Raw genomic sequence first — 13,110 nt, 5'->3', positions numbered from 1 at the left:
GTAAGATCCCTCAAAGACGATGAGGTAGATAGGTTCGAGGTGGAAGCGTGGCGACACGTGCAGCTGACGAATACTAATCGATCGAGGACTTAACCAAACTATTGTATCGTGAACGCTTCACCAATCAATGTCGGGTATCCAGTTTTGAGTGAACAAGCACTCAACCAAATAGTCCAGTGATGATGGCAAAGAGGCCACACCCGTTCCCATCCCGAACACGGCAGTTAAGCTCTTTTGCGCTGATGGTAGTTGGGGGTCTCCCCCTGTGAGAGTAAGACGTCGCTGGGCATTTCAAGACAAACAAGTCGTTACCGATTCCGGTAACGGCTTTTTTTTATGAAAAAATTTGAAAGTCAAAAGCAAAGTTCATAAAGAAATAAAAATAAGGATTGAAGAGGGGACAGAGTGGGAAAAACAAGAGTGAGGTGATTTCCATGAAACCAGGCATATATGTAGTAGAAGCTATTGATAAACGAACAGTATTATTGAAGGCTACAGAAGAAGCTGGTGAGCGTTATACCTTTCCATTAGCTGACTTTACTCACAATGTTTCTGTAGGAGATGCAGTGGAAATTTGGCAGGAAGGAATAAAGTGGAAGACGAAATACGCAGAAGAAAAAACGCAGTCCGTATCAAGTCACGCTAAAGATTTTGTAAAAAGAATACTGGATCAAGAATAAGGTAAAAAAGTCTTTAAGCAAATCTGCTTTAAGGCTTTTTATTATCGTAAACTTTTGAAACGTACTATTTGATATCTATAAAAAACTTGGTGTATAATTAAGTCAAATATAGTCAAAGTCAGTTTTGACGTATTATGTATCGAAGAGGTGAAAGCGATGCGGAATATTTCGGATGTAATAGAAGGTTATTTGAAACAAGTTATCGAATTAAGCGAGAGAGACCACATTGAAATTAAACGCAGCGAAGTGGCTGAAAAATTTCAATGTGTGCCTTCTCAAATAAACTATGTCATTAATACGCGCTTTACTGTTGACCGTGGATATTCTGTCGAAAGCAAGCGCGGCGGTGGTGGATATATTCGTATTAGGAGAATCCGGCTCCATCAAAAATCAGATGTTATAGCCGAGGTTATCCAACGATTAGAGCATGGTGCTACCCAAGTGATGGCTGAAGATATTGTTTTCAGACTGCTGGATGAAGAAATTATTTCAAAAAGAGAAGCAAAATTGATTCTCAGTGCTGTAGACCGCGCGACGCTGCTTTTGCCTCTTCCTACACGTGATGATGTCCGGGCGCGTATTCTTATTGCCATGCTCTTCACAATAAAATATCAGTCGAACACATAAAGAGGTGAAAAGATGATTTGCGATCAGTGCGGAGAACGTTCTGCATCAGTAATAGTTAAAAAGCAGCAACAAGGACAGATAACTGAGCTTCACTTATGCCACATCTGTGCTGCTGAAAACCATAGCATTAATATTGCTTTTGAACAGGATCCATTAGCTATTCATCAGTTATTATCAAATTGGTTTCCTACTTCGCAGGCATCCATTAACCCAGTTAAAAAAGAAGTAGCTACTTGTCCTTCATGTGGTTTTACTTTCCCTAAGTTTTTGCAGTTAGGTAAATTTGGGTGTGCTTCTTGTTACGATGAATTTGCGCCACAACTCAATGAAATATTTAAACGGTTCCATAATGGAAACACTGAACATACGGGTAAGATTCCAGCTTCTTATGGGACAACCTTAAAGATAAAAAAAGAAATTGAAGAACTTCGCAAGCAAATGCAGGTATCTATTCAAGGGGAACATTTTGAAGAAGCTGCCAGATTAAGAGATGAAGTGAGAGTGTTAAGTTTGAAGCTTGAGGGAGGTGCTCCAAATGGCAATTGAACGGTTTCTCCAACCTCGAGCAAGCAGCTGGATGGCCAACGACGGTGAAAGTGTAGATATTGCAATGAGTACACGAATTCGGTTAGCGAGAAATTTAACTGACTTCAAGTTTCCCTATTCTTTTACGGAAGACGAAGCACTCAAAGTAGATAAAGAAATTTCTTCTGTATTATTAGATAAAGGCAGTGAGTTAGACTATACTTTTAGCCATATCAGTATTGAAAAACTTGCACAGCGGCAAAAAGAAGTGCTGGTAGAAAAACATTTAATCAGCCCTTATCTTGCCAATAGCGAACACTCCAGTTCGGTTTTGTTGTCTGAAAATGAAGAACTGAGTATTATGGTCAATGAAGAGGATCATTTAAGAATTCAAAGTTTGCAATCAGGATTTCACCTTCAGAATGCTTATAAAATAGCCAATGAGCTGGATACCTTGTTAGAGAAAAACTTGTCTTATGCTTTTCATGAAAAATATGGCTACTTAACCAGCTGTCCTACCAATGTCGGAACCGGCATGAGAGCTTCGGTTATGCTTCATTTGCCGGCTTTGACGATGTCGCATCAAATCCAACGGATCATTCCTGCAATTTCGAGGCTCGGCATGGTGGTTCGCGGTATTTATGGCGAAGGCAGTGAAGCTTTAGGGAACGTTTATCAAATATCAAACCAATTAACTCTTGGCAAGTCCGAATATGAAATTCTTCAGGACTTGGAAAATATGACCGAACAAATTATTCAACAGGAACGAAAAGCACGAGAAGCCATTGTTCTAAATTCACCGCTGGTGCTGGAAGATCGCATCTACCGGTCACTTGGAATTCTTACCCATTCGAGACTGCTGACGACGGAAGAAGCTGCTACTTGTTTGTCAGATGTTCGATTGGGTATTGATTTAAAGATGATCCAAGATGTCGACATGTCGATTTTAAATGAATTGATGATTTTTATGCAGCCGGCATTCCTGCAGCAATATGCAGACAAGCCGCTGCAGCCAAAAGAACGTGATTTTGCCCGGGCAAAGTTGTTTCGGGAGCGATTGAATAAAGAAGGTATAAATAGTGAAGGAGAGGATCTTGCATGATGTTTAATCGATTTACACAACGCGCACAAAAAGTTCTTCAGTTAGCTCAAGAAGAGGCCATTCGCATGAAACATGAATCAATCGGTACAGAGCATATTCTTCTTGGTTTAATTCGCGAAGGCGGCGGTATTGCCGCTAAAGCTTTAGAAGCGATTGAAGTAAATACACAATTGATCGAAGAAGGCGTTAAAGAGCTTGTAGGAGTCGGCGAAAAAGATGTTGGCCCGATTGTCCACTATACGCCGAGAGCAAAAAAAGTGATTGAATTGTCAGTTGATGAGTCCCGTAAATTGGGCCATTCTTATATTGGTACAGAGCATTTGCTATTGGCGCTGATTCGCGAAGGTGAAGGCGTTGCAGCACGTGTATTAGGAAATGCAGGCGTCAGCTTGAATAAGGCGCGTCAGCAAGTGTTGCAGCTCCTAGGCAACAATGAGCAGGCGTCTACAGGCACAAGCCCGAATGCTTCGGCAAACACACCAACTTTAGACGGCTTGGCACGCGATTTGACGCAAGTAGCCCGTGAAGGTGGCTTGGATCCGGTTATCGGCCGCAGTGATGAAATCACGCGTGTAATTGAAGTATTGAGCCGCAGAACGAAAAACAATCCGGTATTGATCGGTGAACCTGGTGTTGGTAAAACAGCGATCGCTGAAGGATTGGCGCAACAAATCGTCAACAATGAAATTCCAGAAACGCTTCGTGACAAACGCGTCATGGTTCTGGATATGGGTACAGTAGTTGCAGGAACAAAATACCGTGGGGAATTTGAAGATCGCTTGAAAAAAGTGATGGATGAAATTCGCCAGGCAGGCAACGTCATCCTCTTCATTGATGAGCTTCATACATTGATTGGAGCAGGTGGGGCAGAGGGAGCGATTGATGCTTCTAATATTCTAAAACCGTCATTATCACGTGGGGAACTGCAATGTATTGGTGCGACAACGTTGGATGAATACCGCAAATATATTGAAAAAGATGCGGCACTTGAACGCCGTTTCCAACCAATTCAAGTGGATGAGCCTTCAGTAGAAGAGTCGATTCAAATCATTCGTGGTTTGCGTGACCGCTACGAAGCGCATCACCGTGTGAAAATTACTGATGAGGCGATCGAAGCAGCCGCAAAAATGTCAGACCGCTACATTTCGGACCGTTTCTTGCCGGATAAAGCGATTGATTTGATTGATGAGGCAGGCTCTAAAGTAAGACTTCGCTCGTACACGACTCCACCGGACCTGAAAGAATTGGAAGCCCGATTGGAAGCTGCACGTTCAGAGAAAAATGAAGCGGTGCAAAGCCAAGAGTTTGAAAAAGCGGCTTCGCTTCGTGATGCAGAACAAAAGCTCCAGAATCAATTAGATAAAACGAAGAAAGAATGGAAAGAAAAGCAAGGCAAAGAAGAGTCGGAAGTAACCGTGGAAGATATTGCGAAGGTTGTGTCTATGTGGACCGGCATTCCGGTGTCAAAACTGGCGCAAACCGAATCGGATAAATTGTTGAACTTGGAATCAATTCTTCACAACCGTGTTATCGGCCAAAATGAAGCTGTCACTTCCATTTCAAAAGCCATTCGCCGTGCGCGTGCCGGACTGAAAGATCCAAAACGCCCAATCGGATCATTTATTTTCCTTGGTCCTACTGGTGTTGGTAAAACCGAGTTGGCGCGTGCGCTGGCTGAATCCATGTTTGGTGATGAAGATGCCATGATTCGCATCGACATGTCCGAATACATGGAAAGACATTCGACTTCACGTCTGGTCGGTTCGCCTCCAGGTTATGTTGGTTATGAAGAAGGCGGGCAGTTGACTGAAAAAGTTCGCAGAAAGCCTTATTCAGTAGTGTTGCTTGATGAAATTGAAAAGGCCCACCCGGATGTCTTCAATATTCTTTTGCAAGTACTTGAAGATGGACGCTTAACAGATTCAAAAGGCCGCAGAGTCGATTTCCGTAACACAGTCATTATCATGACTTCAAACGTTGGTGCGGAAGAACTGAAATACAATAAATATGTTGGTTTCAATTTAGACGATGCGAAAACAGACTACAAAGACATGAAAGGCAAAATGCTTGGTGAGTTGAAAAAAGCATTCCGCCCAGAGTTCTTGAACCGTGTCGATGACATGATCGTCTTCCACTCTCTTGAAAAAGAGAATTTGAGAGAGATCGTGAACTTGATGACCAAACAATTGGTGGATCGCTTGAAAGAGCAGGACATTGATTTGGAATTGACGGATGCAGCACTTGAAAAAGTTGCAAAAGAAGGATACGACCCAGAGTACGGGGCACGTCCACTTCGCCGTTCACTCCAAAAACATGTAGAAGACCGGTTGTCAGAAGAGCTGTTAAAAGGCACAGCTCTATCGGGCCAACGCATTATCTTCGATGTGGAGAACGATGAATTTATCGTCCGTACAAACGAAACAGCAGAAGCAAAAGAAGTAACAGTGGAAAAACAATAAAAATATTCCGCTCGCCGGAGGCCATCTCCGGCGAGCTTTTTTTCTATTTTAGGAGGTACACATGGCTAAGAAAAAGACGAAATTCATTTGTCAGTCGTGTGGCTATGAATCTGTCAGATGGATGGGAAAATGTCCAGGCTGTGCAGCATGGAATACGATGACTGAAGAGGTAGAAGTGGCTGCTCCTAAAGGAACACGCGGTGCTTTTCAGCACAGCGCATCAGTTCCTCAAAAAGCAACACCGATCAATGCAATTGAAACACAAGATGAACCGCGGGTGGAAACGGAACTAAGTGAATTAAACCGTGTGCTCGGAGGCGGTATTGTACCGGGTTCTTTAGTGCTGATTGGCGGCGATCCAGGAATCGGGAAATCGACTTTACTTTTACAAGTTTCCGCTATGCTTGCAAATAGTGGGAATCGGGTATTATATATTTCCGGGGAAGAATCTATTCGCCAAACGAAATTGCGGGCCGAGCGTCTCGATGCTTCTTCTTCAGAGCTATTTATTTATGCCGAAACAAATCTTGAACTGATTCATCATACGATTGAAGAAGTAGCTCCTGATTTTGTCATTATTGATTCGATTCAAACGGTTCATCATCCCGAAGTCACTTCTGCACCTGGCAGCGTGACGCAGGTACGAGAAAGTACCGCGGAATTGATGCGGATTGCGAAAACGAAAAATATCGCGATTTTCCTTGTTGGGCATGTAACCAAAGAAGGACAAATTGCCGGACCTAGAATTTTGGAGCACATGGTGGATACGGTGCTGTATTTTGAAGGTGAACGCCATCACACATACCGGATTTTACGCAGTGTCAAAAACCGTTTTGGTTCAACCAATGAAATTGCGATTTTTGAAATGCTTCAAAGCGGATTGAAAGAAGTGCTGAATCCGTCCGAGTTATTCTTGCAGGAACGGTCAAGCGGTGCAGCAGGTTCGACAGTCGTGGCTTCGATGGAGGGAACACGTCCCATCCTGGTGGAAATCCAGGCTTTGGTGACGCCGTCCAGTTTTAATTATCCGAAACGCATGGCTACAGGCATTGATGTCAATCGTGTGTCGCTGCTGATGGCAGTGCTGGAGAAACGGGCTGGCATGTTAATGCAGACACAGGACACATACATCAAAGTTGCAGGTGGGGTTAAGCTTGATGAACCAGCAATCGATCTGGCAGTACTGGCAAGCATCGTGTCGAGTTTCCGGGACAAAGCGCCCAATGTCTACGACTGTATCATCGGAGAAGTGGGTTTAACCGGTGAAATCAGGCGTGTGTCGCGCATTGAGCAACGCGTTCAGGAAGCCGCTAAGCTTGGATTCAAGCGGGCAATTATTCCAGCGTCAAACATGGGCGGCTGGGATTATCCGGAAGGAATTCGAGTAGTGGGCGTAGAAAGTGTTAACGATGCATTAAAAGAGATTTTTCCACAGTGAGGAGGCAAACATGCCTCCTTTTATTCCTAAATAAGGGTCATAAAAGCGTTTCAGATTTAAAATGTGTATAATTATAAAAAGGAGGTGGAGCGTGTGTTAAGAACCATTATAAAAATTATGTTTTTACTTATTGGTGCGACAGTCGGAATTTTATTATTGCCATCTGCATTTGAACTTATTCCCCTTCTCGACAATCCATGGATTAGTAACCCTTACGTAGCTGCAATTGTTGGTGCTCTTGTGTTTTTCCTGTTATCTTTGTTATTTGTGGATTCGCTCATTAATTTCATGAAGTGGATGGAGGAGAAGCTGCTTCACGCACCGACGCCGGATCTGCTGTTTGGGACAGTGGGCATGATCATTGGCTTGGTGGTAGCGTTTCTCATCGGCTTTGCCTTAAGTACAGTCGATGTTCCGTTGGTGGCGACCATTGCACCGCTAGTACTTTCTGTGGTGCTCGGCTACTTGGGTTTCCAGGTTGGCTTCCAAAAGCGTGAAGAAATGTTGAACATGCTGACACCATCCAAATTTACGGCAGCGAAAAAGCTGGAACTGGAAGAGCCGGTTGAAAAAGCTTCATACAAATTGCTTGATACCAGTGTCATCATTGACGGACGGATTGCTGATATTTCGGCAACTGGTTTCATGGAAGGCACTTTTGTAGTGCCGCAATTTGTGTTGTCTGAGCTTCAGCATATTGCCGACTCCTCAGATACCTTGAAACGGACACGTGGCAGGCGAGGCTTGGATATTTTGAAGCGACTTCAAAGCGAACGTGTGGATGCTATTATGATCACAGAGGAAAACTTTGATGAAGTCAGCGAAGTCGATTTGAAATTGATGCGCGCTGCGAAGAAAATGGGCGGCCAAGTTGTAACCAATGATTTTAATCTTAATAAAGTATGTGAACTTCATAATGTTCCAGTATTGAATATTAATGACTTGGCGAACGCTGTAAAACCTGTTGTCATTCCAGGAGAAGATATGCATGTTGTGGTCATCAAAGATGGCAAAGAACAAAATCAAGGTGTGGCTTATTTGGACGATGGAACAATGATCGTTATTGAAGACGGCAAAGGATTTATTGGCCAGGCGATCAATGTCACGGTCACCAGCGTTTTGCAGACTTCTGCAGGTCGGATGATTTTTGCGAAGCCGCGCGAAGGCAAACAAACGGCAACAAATTGATAAAGGATGTTATCCAATGAACTATACAGTCGTCTTGCCTGCTGCTGGCAGCGGGAAACGAATGAAAGCAGATAAAAATAAATTGTTGCTCGAGCTTTCCGGCAAACCAATCTTTCTTTATACGCTAGAAGTTTTTCAACGGGATCCGAATTGCGATGCAATTTGGCTGGCGGTAAAAGAGCAGGAGCGGGAAGTGATCGAAGAATATGTACTGCGCCACAACATCACCAAAGTGCAAGGTTACGCTACAGGGGGAACCGAAAGACAGGATAGTGTCAGAGCCTGTCTTGAAGCGATTCCACCTTGTGGCGTTGTTTTGGTTCACGACGCAGCACGGCCCTTTATTGACAAAGAAGTGATTGAACGATTGGTGGAAACTGCGAAGGCATCAGGGGCGGCAATTGCCGGCGTACCTGTCAAAGACACCATCAAAAAAGCGGAAAATGGCGTCATTTCAGAAACTGTCGACCGCAAGCAATTGTGGATGATCCAAACACCACAGGCTTTTCGGTATTCATTGATTTTGAAAGCCGCACGTTCAGCCTACAGCGATGGGTTTATGGGGACAGATGAAGCGATGCTCGTAGAGCGCTTGAATTACCCTGTGGCTATTGTTGAAAGTACATACGAAAACATTAAAATGACGACGCCGGATGACTTGATCTACGGGAGAGCGATTCTGGAAAGTCGATTACAGGAGGAACAGAAATGATTCGAATTGGACAAGGTTATGACGTACACCAGCTGGCAGAAGGAAGACCTTTCATATTGGGGGGCATTGAAATTGAACATGATAGAGGGCTGCTTGGCCATTCCGATGCAGATGTGCTATTGCATACCATTACAGATGCTGCACTCGGCGCCATTGGCGGAGGCGATATCGGCAAGCATTTTCCGGACACCGATCCTGAATTCAAGGATGCCGATTCCCGGAAGTTACTGACCCACATTTGGAAATACGTGAAAGAACAAGGTTATGAACTTGGCAATGTGGACTGTACGGTAATTGCCCAGAAGCCGAAACTGGCGCCATATATTGAGCAGATGCGGGAGTCAATTGCAGACTTGCTGGAAGCTGATGTTTCACAGGTCAATGTCAAAGCGACTACTTCCGAACACCTTGGATTTACGGGACGCGAGGAAGGAATTGCTGCACTGGCAGTGATTCTATTAAACAAACGTCCGGTTTCGCTTGATGTCCCGGAGTGATAGAATAGCAGAAGGATAGACGAAATTTTAGGAGGAAATCAAATGACACAAGAAGTACGCGTACGTTATGCGCCAAGCCCAACAGGCCATCTGCACATCGGCGGCGCACGTACCGCATTATTTAACTATTTATACGCACGCCACAACAATGGGAAATTCATCGTTCGCATTGAAGATACAGACACAGCCCGCAATATTGAAACAGGGGTCATGTCTCAGTTGGACAACTTGAAATGGTTGGGCATCGAGCACGACGAATCTGTGGATATCGGCGGAGATTACGGTCCTTACCGCCAAATGGAGCGCTTGGATACGTATAAAGAACACTCAGCAAAAATGCTTGAAAAAGGATTGGCTTATAAATGTTTCTGTACAGCGGAAGAGCTGGAAGCAGAACGCGATGCCCAAAAAGCATCCGGCATCGCCGCTCCACAATACAGCGGAACTTGCCGCAATTTAACAGCTGAAGAAGTTTCTGAAAAAGAAGCAGCAGGCAAACCGTTTACGCTTCGTGCGAAAGTTCCGACTGGAGTTACGTATGAATTCAACGATTTAGTGCGCGGCCCGATTTCATTCGAGTCCAAAGATGTTGGCGATTGGGTAATGGTTAAGACCAATGGCATCCCGACGTATAATTTTGCTGTTGTTATCGATGATCATTTGATGAAAATTTCTCACGTGTTCCGTGGAGAAGAGCATTTATCAAACACTCCGAGACAGATGATGATCTACGACGCATTTGGCTGGGATTATCCAGGCTACGGCCATATGACTTTGATCATCAACGAGGACCGCAAGAAATTATCAAAGCGTGACGAGTCGATCCTTCAGTTTATCTCACAATATAAGGATTTGGGCTATATTCCAGAAGCTTTGTTTAATTTCTTTGCGCTTCTTGGCTGGTCTCCAGAAGGCGAAGAAGAAATCTTCTCGAAAGAAGAACTGATTCGTATTTTTGATGTCGAACGCTTGTCTAAATCGCCATCAATGTTCGATAAGCAGAAACTAATGTGGATGAACAACCAGTACATTAAGCAATTGCCGATCGAAGAAGTAGTGAAGCTGTCTCTTCCGCATTTGCAAAAAGCAGGCAAACTGCCGGAAGAAATGACGCCGGAGCAAGCCGAATGGGCAAACAAGCTGGTTGCGTTGTATCATGACCAAATGAGCTACGGTGCAGAAATCACCGAACTTTCCGAGCAGTTTTTCACTGAGGAATTAACGTATGGAGAAGCCGAAAAAGAAATCTTGGCTGCTGAGCAAGTTCCTGAAGTGATGACGGCATTCAAAGAGCAATTGGCTTCATTGGAAAACTTTGAGCCTGCGGAAATCAAAGCAGCAATAAAAGCCGTCCAGAAGTCAACGGGTCATAAAGGTAAAAACTTGTTCATGCCAATCCGCGTGGTGATCACCGGACAAATGCACGGACCGGAATTGCCGGATTCTATTTCTCTATTAGGGAAAGACAAAGCCATTGCCCGCGTTTCCCAATATGCGAGTGCGTAACATTGACTTATTGCGCTAACGGTGTAAAATGAATTTACCATTAATAAAAACGTTGACGGGAAGAAGTACATGCAGCACGCCCTTTAGAGAAGATCCCCACCGGCTGAAAGGGATCTGGGCCGCTGCTGCATCGAAATGCCTCTCCGAGTGCTGAGTCGAATCAAGTAGACCAGACGTTTTGCCTGCGTTACGGGCCTTCGAGAGAAAAGAACTCATTGTTCTTTTAATCAGAGTGGAACCGCGCAACTATGCGTCTCTGTCATTTAGATGACAGGGGCGCTTTTTATTTTGGAGCAGAAAGGGAGCGAGAGACATGTTTAAGTTATTGAAAGATGATGTTGATGTCATTTTCGAACAAGATCCAGCAGCCCGTAACTATTTGGAAGTCATCTTAACCTATTCGGGTCTGCATGCCATCTGGGCACATCGTTTGGCGCATTTCTTCTTTAAGAACAAATTATTTTTTATTGCCCGTGTCATTTCGCAGTTGAGCCGCTTTTTCACAGGCATTGAAATTCATCCAGGGGCTGTCATTGGCCGCCGTTTCTTTATTGACCACGGAATGGGTGTGGTCATCGGGGAAACCTGTGAGATTGGCGACAACGTGACATTGTACCAAGGCGTCACGTTAGGCGGTACTGGAAAAGAACGCGGGAAACGCCATCCGACATTGGAAGACAATGTTCTGGTTGCAACCGGCGCCAAAGTGTTGGGATCGATTGTCATCGGAGCCAACTCGAAAGTTGGAGCGGGATCGGTGGTTTTGAAGAACGTACCGATGAATTCAACGGTAGTCGGAATTCCGGGCAAAGTGGTGATTCAAAACGGCGTTAAAGTAAAACGCGATTTGAACCATCAAAATATGCCGGATCCTGTTATGGACAAATGCGAAAGCATGGAGGCGAAAATTGCCAGGTTGCAATATGAAATTGACGAATTAAAAAAAGTTAGACAGGAAGAAGGACAACGTTTATGAGCATCCAAATTTTTAATACTTTATCACGGCAAAAAGAAAAGTTTATTCCTTTAGAAGAAGGAAAAGTAAAAATGTATGTCTGCGGACCAACGGTTTACAATTACATTCACATCGGCAATGCGCGCCCTGTTATCGTCTACGATACAGTACGCCGCCACTTGGAATACCGTGGCTATGATGTGAAATATGTTTCAAATTTTACGGATGTCGACGACAAATTGATCAAAGCCGCGAATGAACTCGGCCAGGAAGTTCCGGAAATTGCGGAGCGGTTTATTGCGGCTTATTTTGAAGATACGACAGCGCTCGGCTGTGCAGAAGCAGATGTTCATCCGCGCGTAACCGATCATATGGTGCAAATCATCGACTTTATCGAGGCGTTGATTGAAAAAGGCTATGCTTATGAGTCACAAGGAGATGTTTACTATCGGACCCGTAAATTCGAAGGCTACGGCAAATTGTCGCATCAGTCGGTTGATGAACTGAAAATTGGCGCACGCATTGAAACGGGCGATAAAAAAGAAGATGAGCTGGATTTCGTTCTGTGGAAAGCGGCTAAGCCGAAAGAAATTTCATGGGATAGCCCATGGGGCAAAGGGCGTCCGGGCTGGCACATTGAATGCTCGGTCATGGCCCGCGAACATTTGGGTGACACCATTGATATCCACGCAGGCGGACAGGATTTGACTTTCCCGCATCACGAAAATGAAATTGCTCAATCTGAAGCATTTACTGGCAAACCGTTTGCGCGTTATTGGATGCATAATGGGTATATTAATATTGATAATGAAAAAATGTCGAAGTCACTGAATAATTTTGTTTTGGTCAATGACATCTTGAAAGAAATGGATCCACAAGTACTGCGTTTCTTTATGCTATCGGTTCATTACCGCCACCCAATCAATTATTCGCAGCAGCTGGTGGAAGATGCCGTTGCTGGACTGGAGCGCCTGCGCACGGCTTATGGCAATTTGAAGCACCGGTTAGGCACGTCGGCCGACCTTGGCGATCACTCCGATATTTGGATTCATAAGATCGAAGCCATCAAAACAGCATTTATTGAAACGATGGATGATGACTTTAATACCGCAAATGCGATTTCCAGCCTTTTCGATTTATCGCGTCTGTCGAATACGTATTTATTGGAAAAACAAACAGCAACAACCGTATTGGAAACGTTTATTGCCGTATTCGATGAGTTGGCCGGCGTTTTAGGCGTACCATTCAACCAGCAAGAAGAATTATTGGACGAAGAAGTCGAAGCTTTGATGGCAGAGCGAATTGAAGCGCGCAAAAACCGCGATTTTGCACGCGCGGATGAAATTCGTGATTTATTCAAAGAGAAAAAGATCATTTTGGAAGATACAGCACAAGGTACACGCTGGAAGCGAGGGTAATGC

12 protein-coding genes, 2 rRNA genes and 1 other annotated feature are annotated in these 13,110 nt (G+C 44.3%); all 14 genes read left to right on the top strand.

The features are described 5' to 3' along the window. A 23S ribosomal RNA gene (locus AC4EHK_RS17945) occupies window positions 1-97 on the top strand; the annotation flags it as partial. A gap of 75 nt (window positions 98-172) precedes the next feature. Beyond that, window positions 173-288: ribosomal RNA gene (gene rrf / locus AC4EHK_RS17940) — 5S ribosomal RNA — on the top strand. A 146-nt stretch (window positions 289-434) separates the two neighbouring features. Beyond that, window positions 435-680: a hypothetical protein gene (locus AC4EHK_RS17935; protein WP_490980098.1), complete on the top strand. Its 246-nt coding sequence runs from the start codon at window positions 435-437 to the stop codon at window positions 678-680. A 156-nt stretch (window positions 681-836) separates the two neighbouring features. Further along, window positions 837-1,307: a CtsR family transcriptional regulator gene (locus AC4EHK_RS17930; RefSeq protein ID WP_490980097.1), complete on the top strand. Its 471-nt coding sequence runs from the start codon at window positions 837-839 to the stop codon at window positions 1,305-1,307. Between the two features lie 12 nt (window positions 1,308-1,319). After that, entirely contained in the window at window positions 1,320-1,853 is a 534-nt protein-coding gene (locus tag AC4EHK_RS17925; protein ID WP_490980096.1) for a UvrB/UvrC motif-containing protein, read from the top strand. Beyond that, a complete protein-coding gene (gene mcsB / locus AC4EHK_RS17920; protein WP_490980095.1) occupies window positions 1,843-2,934 on the top strand; it encodes a protein-arginine kinase McsB in 1,092 nt (363 codons plus the stop codon). Before AC4EHK_RS17925 ends, mcsB begins: the two co-directional genes overlap by 11 nt. Beyond that, on the top strand, window positions 2,931-5,393 hold the full coding sequence (locus AC4EHK_RS17915) for an ATP-dependent Clp protease ATP-binding subunit (RefSeq protein WP_490980094.1): 2,463 nt from the start codon (window positions 2,931-2,933) through the stop codon (window positions 5,391-5,393). Before mcsB ends, AC4EHK_RS17915 begins: the two co-directional genes overlap by 4 nt. A gap of 61 nt (window positions 5,394-5,454) precedes the next feature. Next, window positions 5,455-6,831: a DNA repair protein RadA gene (gene radA, locus AC4EHK_RS17910; RefSeq protein WP_490980093.1), complete on the top strand. Its 1,377-nt coding sequence runs from the start codon at window positions 5,455-5,457 to the stop codon at window positions 6,829-6,831. A gap of 93 nt (window positions 6,832-6,924) precedes the next feature. Next, the gene (locus tag AC4EHK_RS17905; RefSeq protein ID WP_490980092.1) at window positions 6,925-8,019 is read left to right on the top strand and encodes a PIN/TRAM domain-containing protein; all 1,095 of its coding nucleotides are present in this window, start codon (window positions 6,925-6,927) and stop codon (window positions 8,017-8,019) included. 16 nt (window positions 8,020-8,035) lie between these two features. Then, window positions 8,036-8,731 carry a 2-C-methyl-D-erythritol 4-phosphate cytidylyltransferase gene (gene ispD / locus AC4EHK_RS17900; protein ID WP_490980091.1) on the top strand — a complete coding sequence of 232 codons (696 nt, stop codon included), beginning with the start codon at window positions 8,036-8,038 and terminating at the stop codon, window positions 8,729-8,731. Then, entirely contained in the window at window positions 8,728-9,228 is a 501-nt protein-coding gene (gene ispF / locus AC4EHK_RS17895; RefSeq protein WP_490980090.1) for a 2-C-methyl-D-erythritol 2,4-cyclodiphosphate synthase, read from the top strand. Before ispD ends, ispF begins: the two co-directional genes overlap by 4 nt. A 42-nt stretch (window positions 9,229-9,270) precedes the next feature. Then, a complete protein-coding gene (gltX, locus tag AC4EHK_RS17890) occupies window positions 9,271-10,734 on the top strand; it encodes a glutamate--tRNA ligase (protein ID WP_490980089.1) in 1,464 nt (487 codons plus the stop codon). 43 nt (window positions 10,735-10,777) lie between these two features. Further along, window positions 10,778-10,995 (top strand) — a binding site (T-box leader). Window positions 10,996-11,047: 52 nt separating this feature from the next. Then, entirely contained in the window at window positions 11,048-11,710 is a 663-nt protein-coding gene (gene epsC, locus AC4EHK_RS17885; RefSeq protein ID WP_490980088.1) for a serine O-acetyltransferase EpsC, read from the top strand. Continuing rightward, window positions 11,707-13,107, top strand: coding sequence for a cysteine--tRNA ligase (gene cysS / locus AC4EHK_RS17880; protein WP_490980087.1), 1,401 nt, complete (start codon window positions 11,707-11,709; stop codon window positions 13,105-13,107). Before epsC ends, cysS begins: the two co-directional genes overlap by 4 nt. Window positions 13,108-13,110 lie beyond the last annotated feature (3 nt).

The sequence above is a fragment of the Planococcus sp. TJ-307 genome (assembly GCF_058268435.1).
The sequence above is the reverse complement of the archived record's forward strand: the minus strand, read 5'-3'. Positions and strand labels throughout refer to the sequence as shown.